Source organism: Microbispora sp. ATCC PTA-5024, from assembly GCF_000511135.2.
GTDB classification, from domain to species: Bacteria; Actinomycetota; Actinomycetes; order Streptosporangiales; family Streptosporangiaceae; genus Microbispora; species Microbispora corallina.
Genome location: NZ_KI866523.1, coordinates 1396259 through 1415260 on the forward strand (window position 1 = coordinate 1396259; position 19002 = coordinate 1415260).

The 19002-nt window shown below is 70.4% G+C and carries 21 protein-coding genes, 1 pseudogene and 1 riboswitch; of the genes and pseudogenes, 11 read left to right on the plus strand and 11 right to left on the minus strand.

Translation table 11 applies throughout. From position 1 onward, the window contains the following. The first annotated feature begins 410 nt into the window (after positions 1 to 410). Positions 411 to 1376, plus strand: coding sequence for a Fic family protein (locus tag MPTA5024_RS18980; RefSeq protein ID WP_084369877.1), 966 nt, complete (start codon positions 411 to 413; stop codon positions 1374 to 1376). Positions 1377 to 1486: 110 nt separating this feature from the next. Here MPTA5024_RS18980 and MPTA5024_RS18985 read toward each other — a convergent pair whose 3' ends face one another. Further along, entirely contained in the window at positions 1487 to 1882 is a 396-nt protein-coding gene (locus MPTA5024_RS18985) for a MerR family transcriptional regulator (RefSeq protein WP_232326527.1), read from the minus strand. A gap of 56 nt (positions 1883 to 1938) precedes the next feature. Between MPTA5024_RS18985 and MPTA5024_RS18990 the strand changes: the two genes are divergently transcribed. Further along, positions 1939 to 2889 (plus strand): SDR family NAD(P)-dependent oxidoreductase, encoded by a 951-nt coding sequence (locus MPTA5024_RS18990; RefSeq protein ID WP_051458338.1) that lies wholly within the window; start codon positions 1939 to 1941, stop codon positions 2887 to 2889. A 9-nt stretch (positions 2890 to 2898) separates the two neighbouring features. Here the strand turns inward: MPTA5024_RS18990 and MPTA5024_RS18995 are convergent, their stop codons facing one another. Further along, positions 2899 to 3612, minus strand: coding sequence for an SDR family NAD(P)-dependent oxidoreductase (locus MPTA5024_RS18995; RefSeq protein ID WP_232326528.1), 714 nt, complete (start codon positions 3610 to 3612; stop codon positions 2899 to 2901). A gap of 108 nt (positions 3613 to 3720) precedes the next feature. On the opposite strand from MPTA5024_RS18995, the gene MPTA5024_RS19000 reads away from it, so the two are divergent. Beyond that, positions 3721 to 4146, plus strand: a complete 426-nt coding sequence (locus MPTA5024_RS19000) for a MarR family winged helix-turn-helix transcriptional regulator (protein WP_036325350.1) — start codon at positions 3721 to 3723, stop codon at positions 4144 to 4146. Between the two features lie 22 nt (positions 4147 to 4168). Here MPTA5024_RS19000 and MPTA5024_RS19005 read toward each other — a convergent pair whose 3' ends face one another. Beyond that, positions 4169 to 4567, minus strand: coding sequence for a VOC family protein (locus MPTA5024_RS19005; RefSeq protein ID WP_036325351.1), 399 nt, complete (start codon positions 4565 to 4567; stop codon positions 4169 to 4171). A gap of 93 nt (positions 4568 to 4660) precedes the next feature. Here MPTA5024_RS19005 and MPTA5024_RS19010 point away from each other — a divergent pair, with 93 nt between their 5' ends. After that, positions 4661 to 5662 (plus strand): helix-turn-helix transcriptional regulator, encoded by a 1002-nt coding sequence (locus MPTA5024_RS19010; RefSeq protein ID WP_036325354.1) that lies wholly within the window; start codon positions 4661 to 4663, stop codon positions 5660 to 5662. 96 nt (positions 5663 to 5758) lie between these two features. On the opposite strand, the gene MPTA5024_RS19015 is transcribed toward MPTA5024_RS19010, so the two are convergent. After that, complete coding sequence (locus MPTA5024_RS19015; RefSeq protein ID WP_232326529.1) at positions 5759 to 6298, minus strand: C40 family peptidase; 540 nt, start codon at positions 6296 to 6298, stop codon at positions 5759 to 5761. A gap of 92 nt (positions 6299 to 6390) precedes the next feature. After that, a riboswitch (cyclic di-AMP (ydaO/yuaA leader) is annotated at positions 6391 to 6550 on the minus strand. A gap of 366 nt (positions 6551 to 6916) precedes the next feature. Here MPTA5024_RS19015 and MPTA5024_RS19020 point away from each other — a divergent pair. Further along, positions 6917 to 7495, plus strand: coding sequence for a helix-turn-helix domain-containing protein (locus MPTA5024_RS19020; protein WP_036325355.1), 579 nt, complete (start codon positions 6917 to 6919; stop codon positions 7493 to 7495). A 12-nt stretch (positions 7496 to 7507) separates the two neighbouring features. On the opposite strand, the gene MPTA5024_RS19025 is transcribed toward MPTA5024_RS19020, so the two are convergent. The 4 genes from MPTA5024_RS19025 to MPTA5024_RS19040 all read right to left on the minus strand — a co-directional run bounded on the left by MPTA5024_RS19025 (position 7508) and on the right by MPTA5024_RS19040 (position 12754). Next, a complete protein-coding gene (locus tag MPTA5024_RS19025) occupies positions 7508 to 8080 on the minus strand; it encodes a hypothetical protein (RefSeq protein ID WP_036325357.1) in 573 nt (190 codons plus the stop codon). Between the two features lie 111 nt (positions 8081 to 8191). Further along, positions 8192 to 9271: a hypothetical protein gene (locus MPTA5024_RS19030; protein WP_157099547.1), complete on the minus strand. Its 1080-nt coding sequence runs from the start codon at positions 9269 to 9271 to the stop codon at positions 8192 to 8194. An 81-nt stretch (positions 9272 to 9352) separates the two neighbouring features. Continuing rightward, a complete protein-coding gene (locus MPTA5024_RS19035; protein WP_036325360.1) occupies positions 9353 to 10186 on the minus strand; it encodes an NAD-dependent epimerase/dehydratase family protein in 834 nt (277 codons plus the stop codon). Between the two features lie 198 nt (positions 10187 to 10384). Continuing rightward, positions 10385 to 12754: a ricin-type beta-trefoil lectin domain protein gene (locus tag MPTA5024_RS19040; protein WP_157099548.1), complete on the minus strand. Its 2370-nt coding sequence runs from the start codon at positions 12752 to 12754 to the stop codon at positions 10385 to 10387. Positions 12755 to 13253: 499 nt separating this feature from the next. Between MPTA5024_RS19040 and MPTA5024_RS19045 the strand changes: the two genes are divergently transcribed. Continuing rightward, positions 13254 to 13460, plus strand: a complete 207-nt coding sequence (locus MPTA5024_RS19045; protein WP_036325361.1) for a hypothetical protein — start codon at positions 13254 to 13256, stop codon at positions 13458 to 13460. Continuing rightward, a complete protein-coding gene (locus MPTA5024_RS19050; protein WP_084369795.1) occupies positions 13457 to 13789 on the plus strand; it encodes a type II toxin-antitoxin system VapC family toxin in 333 nt (110 codons plus the stop codon). The genes MPTA5024_RS19045 and MPTA5024_RS19050 overlap by 4 nt, the downstream gene beginning before the upstream one ends. Before the next feature lie 120 nt (positions 13790 to 13909). On the opposite strand, the gene MPTA5024_RS19055 is transcribed toward MPTA5024_RS19050, so the two are convergent. Together MPTA5024_RS19055 and MPTA5024_RS19060 are read right to left on the minus strand one after the other, a co-directional pair. After that, positions 13910 to 14515, minus strand: a complete 606-nt coding sequence (locus MPTA5024_RS19055) for a TetR/AcrR family transcriptional regulator (RefSeq protein WP_036325363.1) — start codon at positions 14513 to 14515, stop codon at positions 13910 to 13912. A 103-nt stretch (positions 14516 to 14618) separates the two neighbouring features. Further along, positions 14619 to 15509, minus strand: a complete 891-nt coding sequence (locus tag MPTA5024_RS19060; protein WP_051458341.1) for a dihydrodipicolinate synthase family protein — start codon at positions 15507 to 15509, stop codon at positions 14619 to 14621. 71 nt (positions 15510 to 15580) lie between these two features. Between MPTA5024_RS19060 and MPTA5024_RS19065 the strand changes: the two genes are divergently transcribed. The 4 genes and pseudogenes from MPTA5024_RS19065 to MPTA5024_RS19080 form a co-directional block, all read left to right on the plus strand. After that, complete coding sequence (locus MPTA5024_RS19065; protein WP_036325365.1) at positions 15581 to 16525, plus strand: LysR family transcriptional regulator; 945 nt, start codon at positions 15581 to 15583, stop codon at positions 16523 to 16525. Between the two features lie 154 nt (positions 16526 to 16679). Next, positions 16680 to 17651: a lytic transglycosylase domain-containing protein gene (locus tag MPTA5024_RS19070; protein WP_157099549.1), complete on the plus strand. Its 972-nt coding sequence runs from the start codon at positions 16680 to 16682 to the stop codon at positions 17649 to 17651. 82 nt (positions 17652 to 17733) lie between these two features. Beyond that, positions 17734 to 18219, plus strand: coding sequence for a hypothetical protein (locus MPTA5024_RS19075; protein ID WP_036325367.1), 486 nt, complete (start codon positions 17734 to 17736; stop codon positions 18217 to 18219). Then, a pseudogene (locus MPTA5024_RS19080) lies at positions 18216 to 18518 on the plus strand (aldo/keto reductase); the annotation flags it as partial. The gene MPTA5024_RS19075 and the pseudogene MPTA5024_RS19080, both read left to right, overlap by 4 nt. Before the next feature lie 102 nt (positions 18519 to 18620). Here the strand turns inward: MPTA5024_RS19080 and MPTA5024_RS19085 are convergent. After that, a complete protein-coding gene (locus MPTA5024_RS19085; protein ID WP_036325369.1) occupies positions 18621 to 18920 on the minus strand; it encodes a hypothetical protein in 300 nt (99 codons plus the stop codon). Positions 18921 to 19002 lie beyond the last annotated feature (82 nt).

Here is a 19002-nt window from a genome sequence, read left to right on the forward strand (position 1 = left end):
CAGGTCGTCTATCGAATCACGGACGGCAAGACCATCGAGATCTGCGAAGTGCCCAACTGTCGGCGAAGAGCCGACGCTGAGAGCTACGCCGAGGTTGCAGCCCCGGTATATGCCGTCGGCAATGGGTGTCCCGAGGAAGCGGAGTAGCCGGGCCCTCTGGGCGGTGGTACGGCCTGCTCTGAGGTCTCATTGCGGCTGAGGAGCCCATGGCGGGAGGGCGACGTCAACCGGGCAGCTGGTCGCTCCGACGTTTGGCTCCATGGCCTGGCGTGGAGAGTTGTTCGGTTCGATTAATTCAGCCGAGGCGAACAACCGGAGCGATTTGGTTCGGTATAGTTACATCGGCTCAGCCGAACAAATAATCACGGGAGGCGCCGGTGTCGGGGCCGGGGAGGCCGTCCAGGGCGACCGTGTACCAGCGTCTTGATGAGGCCGTTCGAGAGCTCCGTGACCGCTTGGGCGGTTTGCCTTCGCCCGCCGAGGCGGAGGACATCTGGTCCGACATCTGGCACCAGGAGGCTCACAACAGTACTGCGATCGAGGGCAACACCCTTGTCCTGCAGGAGGTGGAGAAGCTCCTCGAGGAGGGCCGCGCTGTAGGTGCGAAGCCGCTCAGGGACTACATGGAGGTGAGGGGGTACGGCGATGCCGCGAAGTGGGTGTATGGGCAGGCACTGGAGCCGGGAGACTGGCAGAACGGAGAACTCATCACGCTCCAGGAGGTTCGTCAGATACACCACACCGCCATGTCGCTCGTGTGGGCTGTAGATCCCCACCCGCATGCCACCCCCGCCGAGGGGCCGGGGAACTTCCGGCAGCACGAGATCGCCAGGTTCCCCGGGGGCATGAAGCCGCCGTCATGGCCGGAAGTGGACCCCCAGATGCGGGAATGGGTGAACACGGTTGACGGCCTTCGGGATGAGTCCGACGAGGCCCTACCCGAACGCCTGGCCCGGATTCACAATCGATTCGAGCAGGTACACCCGTTCCTCGACGGCAACGGACGGACGGGCCGCCTGGTGCTCAACTTGATACTCGGCAGAAGCGGATACCCGCCCGCGATCATTTACAAGCGCGATCGCGACAAGTACCTCCAGGCGATGCGCCGAGCTGACGATGACGAGTTCGGCCCGTTGGGCGAACTTATCGCACGCAGTGTGACGACGAATCTCTACCGCTTCGTCATGCCGGCGGTGGCCGGTCCGGTCAAGCTTGTCCCACTACCCGCTCTCGCCACGCGAGACGTAACCGAAAACGCGCTTCGCATGGCCGCCGCACGGGGACGACTCCGTGCCGTCAAGGGTGACGACGGCATGTGGCGCAGCAGCAAGAAGTGGGTGAACGACTACCTCAAGTCGAGGCATCGCAGGTTGTGACGCGTCCGCCGATCAGAAGCCCGAAAGACGCCGACAGCGCCTCCGCCGAGGGCCCCATGGGCCTCACGGCCGCGCCTGGTAGGTCCCACTTTTGGTGCGGCGCGCTACTGCTACCAGGGATCTCCGGACGCGCCCATGGCGAGATGGCGCTCGTAGGCGGCCACCTTGGTGTCGATGAGGTCGAGACAGGCGTGCAGTTGCGCGAGTTGGTCCGCGATGCGGCGCTGGTGCTCGCGCAGCAATTCGAGCCGTTCCGCCTCGTTCCCGGTGCCCTCGCGGACGAGCTGGGCCAGTCGGCTGATCGTCGCCAACGGCATGCCGGAGGAGCGGAACTTCACGCAGTTGGCCAGCCACTCGACATCCCACTCGCTGTACAGTCGCCGGCCTTTCTCGTCACGCCGCACCTCGCCGGCCAGGAGCCCCTCACGCTCGTACAGCCGTAGGGCGTGCACGCTCAACCCGGTACGGCGTGCCACCTCGCCGATGCTCAGATCCGCGGTCTCCACCTTCCGGATCATAGGTCGTTGACCTAGACCTCGGTCTAGCACCTAGCCTTCGCGGCATGGAAGATCACGTGACCACAGGTGCGAACGACGACGGATTCGATGCCACGAGCACCGCCGATGACGTCCTGGCCGGCATCGATCTCAGCGGCAGGACCGTGGTCGTCACGGGTGGGTACTCCGGTCTGGGGCTGGCGGTCACCCGTTCGCTCGCCCGGGCCGGGGCTCTGGTGGTCGTGCCGGCTCGGCGGCCCGATGCGGCGCGGCGGGCACTCGCCGGCGTGAAAGGCGTCGACGTCGACGTCGACGAGCTCGACCTCGCCGACCTCGACCTCGCCGACCTCGACTCCGTCCGGATGTTCGCCGAGCGGTTCCGCCGCGGCCACGACACCCTCGACATCCTGATCGCCAACGCCGGTGTCATGGCCTGCCCGGAGACGCGGGTCGGGCCGGGCTGGGAGGCCCAGTTCGCCACCAACCACCTGGGCCACTACGCGCTGACGAACCTGCTGTGGCCCGCTCTCACGTCAGCCGGCAGGGCCCGGGTCGTCGCGGTCGCCTCCGGGTACAACCCTGGCTGGAGCATTCGCTGGGATGACGTGCGGTTCGAGCGTGGCTATGACAAGTGGGCCGCTTATGCCCAGTCGAAGCTCGCGAACATCCTGTTCGCCCGCCACCTCGACATTGTCGGACGAGCGCACGGAGTACACGCCTTCTCGGTCAACCCCGGCTGGATCCTCACATCTCTGCAGCGACACCTCACGATCGGCGAAATGGTCGCCGCCGGCTGGGTCGACCCCGACGGAAACCCGGCGCCGGCCCTGTTCAGGACGCCTGAGCAGGGCGCGGCCTCCGTGGTCTGGGCCGCGACCGCACCCGTGCTCGACGACCATGGCGGCGACTACTGCGCCGACTGCAGCATCTCGCGGGACGGTCCGGAAGACAGCGACGAGGCGGCCCGTCTGTGGGCGCTCTCGGCCCGTCTCACCGGTTTGGACGTCGCCGCCTGACGTAGATCCTCAGATCATGCCTCCTGCGGCGTGAATGGTCTGGCCCGTGATCCAGCGGCCGGCGTCAGAGGCGAGGAAGGCGACGACGTCGGCGATGTCGGACGGTTCGCCCAAACGGCCCAACGGCGTACGTGCCTTGGCGTCGTCGATGACGTGCTGAGGGACGGTGTCGATGACGCCGGTACGGGTGAGGCCGGGCAGGACGCTGTTGACCGTGACGGATCTGGAGCCCACTTCCCAGGCGAGAGCACGGGCGAGCTGATCTCCCGCGGCCTTGACCGCGGCGAGCAGCGCCATGCCGGGCAACGGTGAGACGGTCAGGGCGGAGGAGATCAGGACGATCCGGCCGTGGTCGCGGATGCGCTTGGCGGCCTCACGAAGGGCCACGAACGTGGCCCGGACGTTCGCGTGCACGTACTGGTCGAAGTCGTCGTCGGTGGCGTGAGACAGAGGCCCCGCGGTCGCCGTGGCCGCGTTGTTCACCCACACATCCACGCGGCCGTAGTGGTTCTCGGCCGCGTCGAACAACTCCTTGACCGCTGCCGGCTCAGTGATGTCGGTGCGGACCGCGCTGGCCTGCCCGCCCGCGTCCTTGATCCAGGCGACGACTCCTGCCGCGGTTTCCTGATTGCGAGAGCCGATGACGACGCGCATTCCCGTTACGGCGAGCCGCTCGCTGATCGCGCGTCCGATGCCGCGCGATCCCCCGGTGACGACCGCCACTCGTTCCTCGGCACGCATGGTCCCTCCATTTAGACGACTCTATGGACAGTCGAGATCATCAACTATTTAGGTTGATGGTGTCAATGGTCGAGGGAGTAGACTTTCTTCATGGCCGACGCACCCGAGAGCGAACTCGTCGAGACGCTGATCGGCCTCTTCCAGGAGATCGACGGCCTGTTCGGCGCGGCCAGCCGCCGGCTGGGGCTCACTCCTCAGCAGGCGCAGCTGTTGTGCTTCGCCCGGCATCGGCAGCCGTCATCCGGCGAGCTGGCGGCTCTGCTGCACTGTGACAAGACCAACGTCACGGGCCTGGTCGATCGGCTTGAGCGGCGCGGCCTGCTCACCCGCCGACCCGACGCCGAGGACCGCCGCGTGACGCGCGTCCACCTCACCGCTGAAGGCGAAGCGCTCAGCGGTGAGTTCCAGCAGGTCATCGAGACGACCCTGAACACGGGCTTCAGCTCCTGGCCCGGCGCCGAACGCGACGATCTCATCCGTCTGCTGCGATCCGCCACCTCAGTGCTCCGTCCCTGACCGCAGCACGCGCCCTACGGTTTCAGCGAGCGAACCTCGCGATCGCGGCCGGGGTGACGGGGGTGAAGAAGTTGACGAGGTTGCCGTCGGGGTCACGCAGCAGCAGTGACCGGTTGCCCCAGGGCATCGTGGTGGGCTCGTTGACGAACTCCTCGACGAAGCCCGTGAGGTTCTTGTACACGCCGTCCACGTCGTCGACGAGGAACTCGATGATCACGGAGCGGTTGTCGGCCGGCCGGGCGGCGCCGGGCGCGAACAGCGCGACGGTGCGGGTGCTGCCGATCGCGAGGGTCGCCGAGGCGGTCCTGAGCTCCGCGAAGTCCTCGCTGGACCAAGTGGCGCGCAGTCCCGTGGCTCGTTCGTAGAAGCCGGCGAGGCGCGCGACGTCGGCCGTGATGACGCGGATCGAGATGAACTCCATGGTGATCTCCCTGGCTTGCGGGGTCGTTCCCTCCGCAGGCTAGGAGCAATACTGGACAGAAACGGCCCAGTATGTGCAGCGAGATGACGAGACATGGCTCGACCTACTCAGCGTGTGCTCACGCTGTTGGAACTCCTCCAGTCGGGCGGCATCCGGACGATCGCCGAACTCTCCGACCGGCTCGGCGTCGACGGGCGCACGGTGCGGCGCTACGTCGACCACCTGATCGACCTCGACGTGCCCGTCGAGTCGGTGCGCGGTCGTCATGGCGGCTACCGGCTCGCTCCCGGATACCGCCTGCCTCCACTCATGCTGAGCGACGATGAGGCGCTGGCCGTGCTGCTCGGCCTGGTCGCCGGTCGCCGGGCGGGCTTGATGACGGCGGCCGGCGCGGCGAGTGAGACGGCGGCGGCCAAGATCCGGCGGGTACTGCCCCAGCGGCTCGCCCGCAGGCTCGACGTCGTGCTCGAATCCCTCGCCTTCACGGCTCCGCCCGGCGACGTCGCCGTCCCGGAGACCGCGGTCCTGCTCACGATCGCGGACGCGGTGCGCCACCGTCGGCCGATCTCGATCAGGTACGTCGCCGCCGACGGCCGGCGCAGCGAACGCACGCTGCACGCGTACGGGCTCGTCGCCCATTCGGGCCGGTGGTACGTCACGGGGGCGGATCCCGGCATCGGCGAGGACCGGATCTTCCGGCTGGATCGCATCGCGGACGCGAGGACACTGCCCGGCTCGTTCGAGACGCCCGCCGGACTCGACCCGGCGCAGCGCGTCCTGTCAGGGCTCGCCACGGCTCCGTACCGGCATGAGGTGGTTCTGCGGATCCAGGGGACGGTCGACCAGATCCGCACCCGGCTCCCCGCCGGTGTCGCGACTGTGGAGGAACGCCCGCCCGCGGACGGCGCGGGTCACGAGACCGACGGCTGGCTCCGCGTCGAGGTGCGGGCAGAGCGTCTCGACTGGCTGCCCTCGGTGCTCGCGTCGCTCGACCGGCCGTTCGTCATCGAGCGACCGGACGAACTGCGCGGCCTCGTCATGGCGCTCGCCGAACGGCTCGCGGCCTCCGCTCGCAGGGAGGCGCCCCGCGCGTGACCTCGTCCCCCGGGGACCGGACGTCGTGCCCCTCGGCGGAGACGCCCTGACCGGGGCAGGCGTCAGGACGTCTCCGCCGGGGGATGTCACCCAGGGTCAGACCCCGGGGCGTACGGCGGTGGTGAAGTTGCTCCTCCAGTAGCCCTTGAGGGGGTCGATGCTGACCACCGCACCGCTGTGCGGGGCGTTGATCACCTTCTTGTGGCCGATGTACATGCCCACGTGGCCGCCGCCGCTGGTGAAGATGAGGTCGCCGGGCTTGAGATGCGCCAGGGACACCTTCTTCTTGACGGCGCTGAGCATCTCCCAGGTCGTACGCGGGAGCTTGACGCCGGCCTTGCGCCAGGCGAACTGGACCAGCCCCGAGCAGTCGAACGCCCGGGGGCCTGTGGCGCCCCATACATAGGGGTCGCCGAGTTGCTTTCTGGCCACCTCGATGGCGCGTTCGGCCTTCTGCTGCTGAAGAGCTGACTTGCTGAGCGTCGTGTTCGCGGACGCCTCAGCCGCGGGCGCCTCACCGGCGTACGGGGCGACCCCGGTGAGGATCGGGGCGGCGGGCTCGGGCGGGATGGGCGACAGGACCGGGGGCGGGGCTGTCACCGTCGCCGTGGCGGCGGCCGCGGGCAGTGCGCTCAACGCCCCTGCGGAGGCGGTGAGCGCGGCGCCACCCAGCGTGACGATGGCGATGCGGAGCAGGGTGGTGGGGTTGGTAGACAGGGATCTCTCCTCGAGTCTTCCGCTTGCGCCTACCGGGTTAGCTGACGGATTCGGGCAGGGAAGACGCCCTACGGCGCATGGCGCGCCGATTCACCCCAGACCTTCGGGCGAAGGTCGACTGGTTCCCCGGTTCCGTGCCTCCTTGCTGCACGGATTCGGCGATCACCGGCGCCCAGGGGGGCGGAGAGGACGTGGCGGCGGTGACGGTGGATGTTCGGTTTCCAACCCGGCAGGGCCGGGTTCCGCGATGGCCGCGCCACGGGGACGCCGCCGTCGTAGGGCAAGGAAACTACCAAGTAGCGCCATATTGCCGCAAAGGGGTGCAAACCGGTAAGGAGACCGTAAAAAGGATCAAAAGGAAGAATTCGCAGGTCAGGGCACGTGATGTGGTGACAAAAGTGATGCTCGTCACATCGACATCCCCAGCTGTGGCAGAGGCGACCGCTCGGGCCTTCAAGGGGGGGACGGCGAGCGGCGGTCTCGGGCGACACGCCGGACGCGTCCAGATCTGCCGATTCGACAAGTAGCATTGCCGACATGGCAAACGACGACGCCGTGGTCCTGGCCTCCGTGGGCCCGCGGCTGCGTGCGCTGCGCAAGAAGCGCGGCAGCACCCTGAGCCAGCTCGCGGAGTCCACCGGCATCTCGGTCAGCACGCTGTCGCGTCTCGAGTCCGGTGAGCGCAAACCCACACTGGAGCTGCTGCTGCCGCTCGCGCGGGCCTACCAGGTGCCGCTCGACGAGCTCGTCGGCGCGCCGCCGGTCGGTGACCCGCGGGTGCGGATGAAGCCGATCCACCGCGACAACTCGACGATCATGCCGCTGACCCAGCATCCCGGCGGGCTGCAGGCGTTCAAGATGATCATCGCGGTCGACCGCTGCGACCCCGAACCGCGTACGCACGAGGGCTACGAGTGGTTGTACGTGCTCAGTGGAAGGCTGCGGCTGGTGCTCGCCGAGCACGACGTCGTGCTCAAGGTGGGGGAGGCGGCGGAGTTCGACACCCGCCTGCCGCACTGGTTCGGCAGCACGGGAGAGGGGCCGGTGGAGGTGCTCAGCCTGTTCGGGGCGCAGGGGGAGCGGATGCACGTCCGGGCGAAGCCTCGCGGCGCGTAGTCCGGCGGGCCGTCACAGCATGGCCGGCGCCCGCGACGGCGACGGGGTGCGCACCCGTGCCACCGGCGCGAGGGCGAGCACAAGCAGCGCGGCGGCCAGAGGGATCAGATCCTTGCTCACCAGCGGGATCACGGCCTGGGCGAGCACCAGCGCGGGGCTCCACCAGGGCACGGAACGCCGTGCGGCGAGCAGTGTCGTCAGGACCAGCAGGCCCACGTAGAACACCTGCGGCACGACCGTGTACACGAGGGGGTCGACCCCGGGCACGGCCTTGACGGCCTCGAACCGCGGGCCCATCGCCTCGTGGTCGGCGGACAGGAACCCGACGACCAGGTCGATCGTGAACTGCACGGCCAGTGACAGCGCCCCGGCGAGGCCCATCGCGTAACCCGCGGTGGCCGCGGCGCCCCCGGTCAGCTTCCACAGCCTGTGCATGACGGGGACGAAGAGGATCAGCCCGGCCAGGAAGCACAGGTGCCCGATCGTCCAGGCGGCGCCCGGGCCGCGGCTGCCGTCGAGGCCGTCGATGATGCGGGCGACGCCGTACGCGGCGAAGAGAAGGGGAGCGCCGACGAGTGATCTCATGCGGCGATTGTGGTGAGAGAGGCCGGCGCCGGGGATGGGGTGACGACCCTGGCCTTTCCCTGAGCCGTCCCTGAGCCCTCGGACAGGCCCGGGCAGTCAGTGACCGGACCGTCAGCGGGTGCGCCAGAACGTCCCGTTGGCCGTCGGGTCGTCGGGGTCGCCTTGCGGCACCGTGAAGCCCGCGCCCCAGACCGTGGCCGTACCGGGCCTGCGCGCGACGGAGAACAGGACGGCGTTGGTGCCCGCCTTGCGGGGAACCGGGGTGCGCGTCCAGGTCGACCCCGTGACGTGCCACAGTGTGGGATTCCAGTTGCCCTGCACCACCCACACGCCGCCGCTGCCGTCCGGTTCGACCTCCGTGTACGGCTGCGCCTGGGTCGCGCCGACCGAGGCGGCCCATGCCCTGCCGTTCCAGTGCATCACCAGGGTGCGGCTGTAGTCCACGTCGTCACCCTCGTCGTTCGCCCCCTCCCAGGAGACGCCGCCGACGGCCCACACGTTCCCCGGGCCCAGCACCGCGATGTCCTGGATGGCCGCGACCGCGTCGGACTGGGGGAGCGTGAGCGCGGGTGTGGGCATCAGCGCCCAGGACCTCCCGTTCCACCGCATGATCGCGGGCTGGGCGCCCCTGCCGCCCGCCGCCCAGACGTCGCCGGACCGGTACGCGTCGACGGCGGCGGCCTGGCCCGGGAGCTTCACGCTCCTCCAGTAGGACCCGTTCCAGTGCCGTGCCGAGGCCGTGCCCCCGACCGCCCAGATGTCCTTCGCGCTCGTCCCGTCGGCGTCTGCGGACGCGAACGCGTCGCCCAGCGAGACGGAGGCCCACGTGCGCCCGTTCCAGCGGGCGGCCTTGCCCGGGCCGAAGACCCACACGTTCCTGCTCGACGTGGCCGTCACGGCCAGCAGCTCGTACGGCGGGCTGTTCGGGACCGTCCGCCACGTCCTGCCGTCGTACCACTGGACCAGGCCCCGCTGCTGTCCGTTCACGATCCGGTGACCGGCCGCCCACACCGTTCCGTTGCCCAGGACGGTCACGTCGTTGAGGACGTCGTCGCCGGGGAGGGTGTTCACCCTGGCCAGCTTCCACCCCGGCGCCGCCCTCTCGGCCCGGTGCGCGGCTCCGGACGCCGCCGTGGCCGGCACGCACGCCAGCCCGAGCGCCGTCACTCCTGCGATGAAAACGGTACGCATGACGCCTTCCCTCCGTTCACCTGTAGGACGCCCGGAGGAGAGCCGTAGTTCACGGAAAAACCGGGAGCGGCGGGCGCCTGGTCAGACGTGGTCGCGCCAGGAGTGCCGGGGGACGAAGCCGAGGACCTTCCGGGCGCGGTCGACGGCGAGCAGGGTCTCGAACTCCCCGAGCTCACGCGTGATCTCGACCTCGGGGAAGACCTCCTTCATGAGGTCGGCCGACGGCCGGTTCATCACGGTGTCGGCGGCCGCGATGACGAAGCTCTGCGCCCCCTGGACCGGCGCGTCGAGGGCGAGGCGGCAGGCCGCGGCCGCGTCCCGGATGTCGATGTAGCCCCAGAGGTTCCACCGGCGAAGCCGCGGGTCGTCCCAGTAGCCGGGGAACGACCGGTAGTCGTCGGGCCCGAGGACGTTGGAGAAGCGCAACGCCACGAACGGGATGCCCGACCACTGCGCGACGTGCTCGGCGAGAGTCTCCGTCACCACCTTGGACAGCGCGTACGTCGAGGTCGGGTACGGGTAGTGGTCCTCGTCCACCGGGGCGTACCGCGGCGGGACGTCGAAGGGCAGTCCGAGCGTCGTCTCGCTGGACGCCCACACCACCCGCCCCACCTTCCGCTGGGCGGCGGCCAGGAAGACGTTGGAGTTCATCGTCGTGTTGGCGTTGAAGGTCTCGGACGGCGTGCGGAGCCCCGGCGCCGGGATGTTGGCCAGGTGCACCACGACGTCGACGTCGTCCAGCACCTCGGTCGCCTGGCCGTAGTGGGTGAGGTCGGCGACCAGCACCTGCGTCCCGAGGTCGGAGGGGCCGGGCCTGACGTCCGTCGCGACGACCTCGTGGCCGTGTTCGAGCAGGTCGCGTACGACGGCGCGGCCGAGCTTGCCGCTCGCCCCGGTCACACAGATCTTCGACATCGTTCCTCCTACGTGCTCCGCCGCTTCCGAGACCGTTATACGGCCACGCGTAGAACGGCACGGACACGGGTGCACGTCGCCGGAACGGCGGCCTCTGCCGGACCAGTGGGTGCGACCTGACGAGAGACCGCGGGCGCGGCCGGCCGGGTCGCGCCGCCGGCTGCGGCGCGGACCCGGCCGACCGGTGTCACCGCCGGCTCAGCTGCGCGACCACTTCTGGTTCGCGCCGCCGTTGCACGTCCAGATCACCAGCTGGGTGCCGTTGGCGGTGCCGGCGCCGTAGGCGTCCAGGCACTTGTTCGAGCCGACCCCGACGATCGTGCCGTCGGAGTTGAGCGTCCACTGCTGGTTGGTGCCGCCGTTGCAGTCGTAGATGTCGACCCGGGTCCCGTCAGCCGTGCCCTGTCCGTAGGCGTCCAGGCACTTGGTGCCGTAGACCATCAGCTGCTTGGACGACGTGGCGGTCCACGTCTGGTTGGCGCCGCTGTTGCAGTCCCAGAGCGCGACCTGGGTGCCGTTGGTCTGGGACGAGTTGGGGACGTCGACGCAGCGGCCGGAGGCCTGGCCCCTGATGGGGCCGACGCCGGCGTTGCCCGTTCCGCCGCTGGTCGCGGTGACGGAGAGGTTGTCGAACATGTCGGTCTGGTAGCCGACGACTCCGAGCCCGACCTGTCCGGTGAAGTAGGAGTTGTCCGTCACCGAGCCGAGCGCGGTGCCGTCGAGGGTGGCGCTGATCTGGTTGCCCGAGAAGCTGAGCGAGATCGTGTGCCACGTGTTGGTCCCGAGCGAGCTCCGGGTGCCCGACGTGAGGGTGCTCACCGTGCCGGACGTGGTGCTCTTCGCGATCGACCAGGCTCCGGAGCTGTTCAGCCGCAACTGGTAGGCCGCCTGGTGGCTCTGCGGGCGCTGCTGCGTGTTCGCCCGCCCGAGCAGCGTGATGGTGCCGCTCTGCTGGAAGTCGACGTCCACGCTGACCTTGTAGTTGCTCCAGGACGGGTCGCCGACCAGGCCGAAGGCGTCGCTGTCGTCCTGCCATTCGATCGGACGCGCGGGGGTCACCTGCTGCAGGCACTGGCCCGCCCGGCCGGCGGCGCAGGGCCGGACCTCGAAGGATCCCTGCATGTCGGAGAAGTACTTGGCCTCGGTGCGGGAGGCGTAGCCGTCGAAGTCGTCGGAGTAGGGCAGGGCCAGCGGCGCGCTCGCCGGGCCGGCCTCCGTGCCCTTGCCCTGGCCGGTGGTCGTGGTCACCGAGTAGATCCGGTTCGGCTGCATGGTGAGGGAGTAGGAGCCGTTGCTGGGGGTGATGTCCGGCTGCCTGACGAACCAGTCGGCGGGGTTGTTCGAGCCGAGGTTGGTGGACCACACGTGCACGGTCCCGGTGCTCAGCCCACCGGTCACGCTGACGTTCACGGTCTGCGTGGTCGACGACGTGCTGGTCTCGTAGATGGTCGAGTAGTCGGTGTTGTTGGTGGACTTCAGGGAGATGTAGCTGCCGTTGCTCCGGTTCCCGCCGAGGTATCCGCTCGCGGAGCCGGTGAGGAATCGCCAGCCCGGCTGGGTGAACTGGGCGACCTGGGCGTTCGCCCACAGGCTGCGGCCCAGCTGGTAGGCGCCCGACCACGGCGAGTTGGCGACCGCCAGGGCGGTGGTGTTGAAGGGCAGGTTCGGGTAGAGCGCGGCGACCAGCGGCCAGTTGATGAAGCCCGTCAGCTGCCCGTCGAGGTATCCGCGGGTGATGCTGCGGATGTAGGGGGCCGAGCCGCTGATGTAGTCCTGCGATCCGAACTCGCTGATCCAGATCGGCTTGCCGGTGGCCACGGCGTTCGCACTGGACGGACACGAGGTGGCGTCGCCCAGGTAGCCGCACAGGTAGTGCGCCCCGACCACGCCGACCGCGGCCTTGAACGCCGGGTCGCTCTGCATGTCGTCCGCGGTGGACAGGCCGAAGCTGTCGTCACTGATGATCTGCACGTTGCTGTAGCCGTTGGAGTTGAGTGCCGACCGGAGGCTCTCGTACCAGCTCTTGTTGTGCCCGCGCTCGTTCCAGCCGCCGATGTAGCTGATCGTCAGGCCGTGCTGCTTGGCGCAGTTGAGCCAGGAGATGTCGTAGTTGATCATGTCCTGGGACCAGAAGTTCCCGCCGCCGATCCAGCCCGGCGCGGTCCACGGCAGCGCGATCAGCTTGATGTTCGGGTTGCGCGCCACCGCCTGCTCGCCCAGCCAGAACTCGTAGCCCACGTTGCAGTTGATGTCGCCGCGGGCGTGCTCGATGCTGGGCTCGGAGCCGTCGGTGGAGTTGGCGTCACCGCCGATCTCCAGTTTCAGCAACTGCACCGCCGCGCCGTACCCGGGCTTGAACAGGTAGTCCAGGATCTGTGAGCGCTGCGTCTCCGGGTAGTCGATGAGCAGCCGGGAGTTGCCGCCGCCGCCGCTGATCGCCCCCACCCCGTCGAACGTGCGTCCCGTCGAGCCACCGTTCACCGTGATGGTCGTCGTGGCCGCCTGGGCCGCCGGCGCGGTCATCACCACGGCGCCGGCGCCGGTCACGGCCGCCGCGACCGTCGCCATTATGATGCGGACCCATTTCCTGTCGCCGACTGGTCGACGTTTGCGCATGCCGGACCTCCGGGGGTGTCCGTGTGGGGGGATGAGTGACGGGCGGTTCACCGGCCCTGCTGAATTCGGGGCGGTTGGCCCCGGCACGCTCCGCTCGATACCGTCCGTCACGCTTTCTGTTGGAAGCCGTTTGAAAATGTCAGAGCAGTTGGGGCCTGTCAAGACATGGTCAGGCGGGAAAGATGATGTGTGAACATTGCTGAACTGGCGTGCAGCAGAAACGCGCATGTCGGCCGTCGCCTGGTATGAATGTTTCAGACCTGTGCGTACGTTCGGTTGCGCTTGGTTATGGCAGAGATTGTTGGAACGCGAACCGTCGAGGTTTCGTACTACGCGCGTCGGACGGCTCCCCGGGACGGCCTGTACGCGTGCGGCGGCGCGACGAGAGCTCCCTGTCCTCCCCGCAGTACATCCAGCTGTCCGGCAGGGCTCCACTGCTTACACTCGAGACATGAGCGTGATGCGCGACGAACTCCACCACCTGGTGGATCGACTGCCGGAGGAGAAGGTCGGACCTCTGCTCCGGCTTGTCCGGGATCAGCTCGACGAGCAGCCTGTGGTGCGTGATCTGCCGTTCATCGGCTTGCTCGAAGCGGAGCCGGATTTCGCGGAACGTTCGGAGGAGATCCTCCGCGCGGAGGACGATCACCCTTTGTGATCGTCATCGACTCGGGTCCGTTGGTCGCGGCCGTCAACATCCGGGACCGCCACCACGAGGCCTGTGCCCGGCTTCTCCGGTCCCATCCGGGGCCGCTGCTCGTCCCGGCGACCGTGGTCACCGAGGTGTGCCGGCTTGTCGAGAAGCGGCAAGGAAGCAAGGCCGAGGCCGCGTTTCTCCGCTCCTTCGGATCGGGCCTGACCCTGGTCGACCTCACGGAGCGTGATCTGCAGCGTATGAGCAGCCTGGTGGAGGCGTATGCGAGTCTGCCCCTCGGTGCGGTGGACGCCTCCGTGCTCGCCGTCGCCGAACGCCTGGGCATCTCCTAAGTGGCCACCCTCGATCGCCGTCACTTCACGGTCGTCCGGCCGCGGCACACCGCCGCCCTCTTTCTCCTGCCGGAACGGCTCTGAATCCCGAGGTGGCAGGGACGGGCGAGTCGGGGGCGGCTATGGGCGGGCGCGGCCGCGGATGAGGGGGAGGTACACCTCGTCGACGATCTCGACGATGACGCCGTCGGGCGCGGTCGGGACCCCGCGGGTGAGGTACTCGTTGCGCAGCAGCGCGATGGCCGCGGTGGCGACGCGCGGATGCAGGGCGTCCGGCGACGCCTCGCCCCGGGCCACGGCCCGTCCCAGCAGCTTCAGCCACATGCCGCTGCCGCCGTCCCGGGAGCTCTCCTGCACCTGGGCCAGCAGTTCGGGATCGTCGGCGGCCCCGGCCAGCAGGGCGCGCAGGATCTCGCCGTACGGCGATGACCAGGTGCGGTTGGCGCGGCGCAGCAGCTCAAGCACGTCGCCGCGCAGGTCGCCGGTGTCGGGCGGCTCCGACTCCGCCTCGACCAGTTGCCGGTAGGCGGCGACGCCGAGTGCCGCGCGGTTGGGCCAGCGCCGGTAGATGGCGTTCTTGTTGGTGCCCGCCCGCCTCGCCACCCGGTCCATCGTCAGCCCCGCGTAGCCGGACTCGGCGAGCTCGTCGGCCGCCGCGCGGAGGATCGCCTGCTCCAGCGCGGCCCCCCGGCGCCTGGCCGGCCCCGGACTCGCCGCGTCGGCCATGTCGCCCTCCCCAGGTACGTACCAGCCGTACCCTATCGCCCGGGAACGCCCATGTCGGGGCCGGCCACACAGGGCACCATCAGTACCCTGACGGGGCGTAGCCTCACGCCCTCCCGGCCGCCACCGGCTCGACGTCGTGGCCGGCATGCCGGAGCGCCGACCGCAGCGCGCCGGGACTGGCGGGCAGGAGCGGCAGCCGTACGGCGGGGGTCGGGATGCGCCCCTGCGCGTGCAGGACGGCCTTGACGACGGCAGGGTTGGGCTCGGCGAAGAGCGCGGCCGACAGGGCGGCGAGGCGGTGGCCGAGCGGCCGGGCGCGTACGGCGTCGCCCGCGCGCCACGCGTCGATGAGTTCGGCGAACTCCGCGGTGCGCAGGTGTGCCGAGGCGAGGACGCCGCCGTGCGCGCCGAGCGCCAGCAGGGGCGAGACGACCACGTCGTCGCCGCCCAGCAGCGCGAAGCCGGGCGGCAGGTCGGCGAGGAGCGCGACGGTGTCCGCGTCGATGCCCCCGACGGCGTACTTCATCCCGGCGACGCCGGGCAGGGCGGCCAGCCGCAGGACGGCGCCGGGCGACAGGCGCTGCCCGGTCCGGTACGGGACGTGGTAGACCACGAGGGGCACCGGGCTGACCGCGGCGAGCGACGTGAGATACGCGATCACGCCGTCCTCGCCGGGCCGCACGAACGGCGGCACGAGCGTGAGGGCGGCGGTCACCTCGGGACGGCCGCGCAAAGCGGCCAGCGCCTCCGCCGTCGCGGCGCCGACCAGCAGCCGGGCCGAGCGCGTACGGCACACTCCGGCGACCACGTCGACGACGGCCCGCCGTTCCCCGGAGCTGAGCGACGAGGGTTCCGCCGTGGTGCCGAGGGCGACGAGGCCCGCCGCCCCGCCGTCGAGCACGTCGTGGGCCAGCGCCTCCAGCGCGGTGAGGGCGACCTCTCCCTTGTCGTCGAACGGGGTGACCAGGGGCACGTACAGACCGGTGAGCATCATGGGCCCAGCGTCGGGCAGCACGACCGGTTAGGTCCATTTCACGTTCCTGAACAGAACCGTAAGCTGTTCTGATGCTCGACGTGCGCCGTCTCCGGCTGCTGTGCGACCTGTCGCATCTCGGCACGATCGCCGCGGTCGCGAAGGCGCACACCTACACGCCGTCGGCGGTCTCCCAGCAGCTGTCCCTGCTCGAACGGGAGGCGGGCGTCGCGCTGCTCGAACGAACCGGGCGGCGGGTGGCCTTCACCCCGGCCGGCCGGCTCCTCGTCGAGCACGCCGAGACGGTGCTCGCCGCCCTTGAGCGGACGTCGGCCGCACTCGCCGCGATGTCCACCGGGCTGACCGGGCCGCTGCGCATCGGCGCCTTCCCGACCGCGGTGCGCACGCTCCTGCCCGTGGCGCTGGTGGAGCTGGGACGGCGGCATCCCGGGCTGGAACTGATGGTGACCGAGCTTGACCCGGTGGCGGTGCCGGCCGCCCTGCGGGAGCGGCGGCTCGACGTCGGGCTGCTCCACGACTACGACGTGGTGCCTGTCGACCCGGATCCGGCGCTGGACACCGCACCGCTGCTGGACGAGACCGTCTTCCTCGCCCTGCCGGCGGCCGTGCCGCCCGCCGAGCCGGGTGCGTCGGCGGCCGCTTCCGCCGGTGCCGCCACGGGCGGGGACGGCGACCCGCTGGTTCGCGTGCGGGACGCCGGGTGGATCATGGCCAGTCCCGGCACCCTGTGTCACGACGTCATGCTCCAGGTCTGCCGGGCCGCCGGTTACACGCCCCGGGCGCGGCACCACGCCGACGACTTCGCCACCGTCCTCGCCCTGGTCGCCGCCGGTCAGGGTGTGTCGCTCGTCCCCCAGCTGGCCGCCGCGGAGCCGCCCGCCGGCGTCCGCCTCGTCCCGCTGCCCACCCGGCGGCGGACCCGCGTCGCCTACCGGCGGGGCGCCGCCGCCCATCCCGCCGTCGCCGCGTTCGTGTCCGCGCTCCGCGCCTCCACCGGCGAGTTCCTGGCCCAGTAGACCGCCGGGTACGGTGTCGGCTCGTGTCGTGGAGATCACGTTGGTGGTGGGCCGCCGCCCTGTGCGTCCTGGCCGCCGTACGCCGCTCCTCTCGGCGCGCGGTCCTTGGGTGAACGGGGCGTGGGCGGGCGGCGGGGGGCATACGTTGGGGTCGATGAAGGATCTCCACGCCGGGCCGAGGGGCCGGGCGACTCCCGGGAGGCGGGGCGCCGCGCTGGTGGCCGCGCTCGCCCTGTCGGTCACCGGCTGCGCGGGCCCGCCGGACAGCGCGGCGCCGGACACCGCGGCGCCGGGCACCAACGCGCCGGACACCGCCACGCCGGCGGCGGTGCCGGGCACGCGGCAGCCGTTCCCCGGAGAGAAGGCGCCGGCGCCGGACGCGGCGATCCCCGCGGACCCGGCACGGCTCGCGGACGACATCGAGGACACCGACGCCCGGCTCCGGCGGGAGATCGACGACTGGAGGCGCGCCGGGAACCCCGCCAGGGGAGAGGCCCCCGAGCCGGTGGTCCTGCTGGCCCTGCACGAGCAGCGCGCCTACCGCTATCTCGCCCGCAACCCCGCGATCGCGTCGCGGACGTACGCCAGGCTGCCGAAGGACCTGGCCGGGAAGGCGCGGGACGACGTCACGGCGATCCGCGGGCTGATCTCCCTCGCCCGGCCCGTCAGCGGGCCGGTCACGATGCGGGTCGAGGCGCCCGAGCCCGCCGACGTCCTGCTCGCCGACTTCCGGCGCGCCGAGCGCCGGTTCGGCGTCGAGTGGGAGGTGCTGGCGGCGGTGATGTTCGTCGAGACGAAGTTCGGCCGGGTCCGGTCGCCGAGCTACACGGGAGCCAAGGGGCCGATGCAGTTCATGCCGGGCACCTGGCGGGCCTACGGCATGGGCGGCGACGTCGAGGACACGCGGGACGCCCTGCTCGCCGCGGCCAACTACCTCCACGCGTCGGGCGCGCCGCGCGACTACCGGCGGGCGCTGTACGCCTACAACCACTCGCAGGCGTACGTCGACGCGGTGCTGCGGCACGCCGGCCAGATGAAGCGGGACATCAGGAACTACTACGCCTACTACAACTGGCAGGTCTACGTGATCACCACGAAGGGGGAGCGCCGCCTGACGGGCCCCTGACCCCCCGGCCGTTCCGCCCGCGGCGCTACTTGACGCAAAGCGACAAGTGCTTGATAGTGAACGTCAAGTAGAGGAGATTCGCGTGACGGACGACCGGCGTGCTCTGGCCGAAGACCTGCGGCGGCTCGTCGGCGGCAGGGTCCTCGATCCCCTGGACATCCTCTTCGAGGGGAACGAGGGCGAGCGGCTGCGCGAACGCCTGGCGGACAAGAGTCGTGAGTGGGCGGACGTGCTGCTCGGCGAGGACGACCGCGCGGCCGCGTACCTGGCGATCCGCCTGGTGAGCGTGCTCTACCCCGGCGACGGGCCGTTCGACCCGCCCGCCGAGTGGTGGGGGACGCCCCTGGGCAGGGCCGTCGCCCGGCGCGCCGGTCACCCGGCCGCCCCCGCGGTGCCGGTATCGGTCGCCGCGGCGATGCTCGGCATCACGCGTCAGGGCGTCCACGACCTGGTCCGGCGGCGCAAGCTCGACCGGGACGCGGAGGGCCGCGTGCTCACCGCGTCCATCCAGGCGCGTCTCTCCTCACGCCCGGACCAGCCGTCACCGGCACGAGGAGGCCGTGAATGACCCCTCCCATCGGCGAGAGCCTGCGACTCGCGGACGACCTGGTGGTCCGGCGGCTCGGGTACGGTGCGATGCACCTGTCCGGCCCCGGTGTCTGGGGGCCGCCGCCGGACCGTGACGCGGCGCTCGCCGTCCTGCGCGAAGCGGTCGAGCTGGGCGTGATGCACATCGACACCGCGGACTTCTACGGTCCCCACGTGGCCAACGACCTGATCCGCGAGGCCCTGCATCCGTACCCGGACGATCTCGTCGTCGCCACGAAGGTGGGGGTCGTCCGCGACGAGAGCAGAGCCTGGACGCCCGGCACCTCCTCCCTCGCCCACCTCCGGGAGAACGTGGCCGTGGCCGCCGTCGTCCTCGACCCGGACGACGTGGCCGTGCTCGACAAGCTGTGAGCGGGAGTCTCAGCGTGCTTGGTACCAAGTGACGGTCGCGTCGGTGAAGCGCTGGAAGGTCGCCGGCACGGGGAGGCCCGACTCCTTCTGCGCGTCGAGGGCCTCCGGCTCCCCGCTGAACGCGGCCGCGCCCTCCGCGCTCTCCCACAGGTTGACCGTGACGATGCCGTCGTCCGTGGTGCTGGTGACGGACAGGATCGCGCCGTGGCGAGGGGCCAGGCGCTCGACCACCGGATCCATGTGCCGCCGCTTGCGGTCCAGCAGGTCGTCCGGGTCGCCGGTCATGGTGTGGATGGACAGGAAGGCCATCAGCGGACTCCTCAATGCTCGCGTCACCGTCGCACAAGCCGGTCCACCACAACGCACCGGCAAATCGGTCGCGGATCGCCGG

Excerpts from the sequence above, each read along its gene's own strand:
- MPTA5024_RS19045 (WP_036325361.1), top strand. The coding sequence starts at position 13,254 with ATGAGCGTGATGCGCGACGAACTCCACCACCTGGTGGATCGACTGCCG.
- MPTA5024_RS19000 (WP_036325350.1), top strand. The coding sequence starts at position 3,721 with ATGGCCGACGCACCCGAGAGCGAACTCGTCGAGACGCTGATCGGCCTC.
- MPTA5024_RS19070 (WP_157099549.1), top strand. The coding sequence starts at position 16,680 with ATGAAGGATCTCCACGCCGGGCCGAGGGGCCGGGCGACTCCCGGGAGG.
- MPTA5024_RS19040 (WP_157099548.1), bottom strand. The coding sequence starts at position 12,754 with ATGGCGACGGTCGCGGCGGCCGTGACCGGCGCCGGCGCCGTGGTGATG.
- MPTA5024_RS19085 (WP_036325369.1), bottom strand. The coding sequence starts at position 18,920 with ATGGCCTTCCTGTCCATCCACACCATGACCGGCGACCCGGACGACCTG.
- MPTA5024_RS19020 (WP_036325355.1), top strand. The coding sequence starts at position 6,917 with ATGGCAAACGACGACGCCGTGGTCCTGGCCTCCGTGGGCCCGCGGCTG.
- MPTA5024_RS19060 (WP_051458341.1), bottom strand. The coding sequence starts at position 15,509 with ATGATGCTCACCGGTCTGTACGTGCCCCTGGTCACCCCGTTCGACGAC.
- MPTA5024_RS19055 (WP_036325363.1), bottom strand. The coding sequence starts at position 14,515 with ATGGCCGACGCGGCGAGTCCGGGGCCGGCCAGGCGCCGGGGGGCCGCG.
- MPTA5024_RS19065 (WP_036325365.1), top strand. The coding sequence starts at position 15,581 with ATGCTCGACGTGCGCCGTCTCCGGCTGCTGTGCGACCTGTCGCATCTC.
- MPTA5024_RS19035 (WP_036325360.1), bottom strand. The coding sequence starts at position 10,186 with ATGTCGAAGATCTGTGTGACCGGGGCGAGCGGCAAGCTCGGCCGCGCC.
- MPTA5024_RS19030 (WP_157099547.1), bottom strand. The coding sequence starts at position 9,271 with ATGCGTACCGTTTTCATCGCAGGAGTGACGGCGCTCGGGCTGGCGTGC.
- MPTA5024_RS18990 (WP_051458338.1), top strand. The coding sequence starts at position 1,939 with ATGGAAGATCACGTGACCACAGGTGCGAACGACGACGGATTCGATGCC.
- MPTA5024_RS19025 (WP_036325357.1), bottom strand. The coding sequence starts at position 8,080 with ATGAGATCACTCGTCGGCGCTCCCCTTCTCTTCGCCGCGTACGGCGTC.
- MPTA5024_RS19005 (WP_036325351.1), bottom strand. The coding sequence starts at position 4,567 with ATGGAGTTCATCTCGATCCGCGTCATCACGGCCGACGTCGCGCGCCTC.
- MPTA5024_RS19010 (WP_036325354.1), top strand. The coding sequence starts at position 4,661 with ATGGCTCGACCTACTCAGCGTGTGCTCACGCTGTTGGAACTCCTCCAG.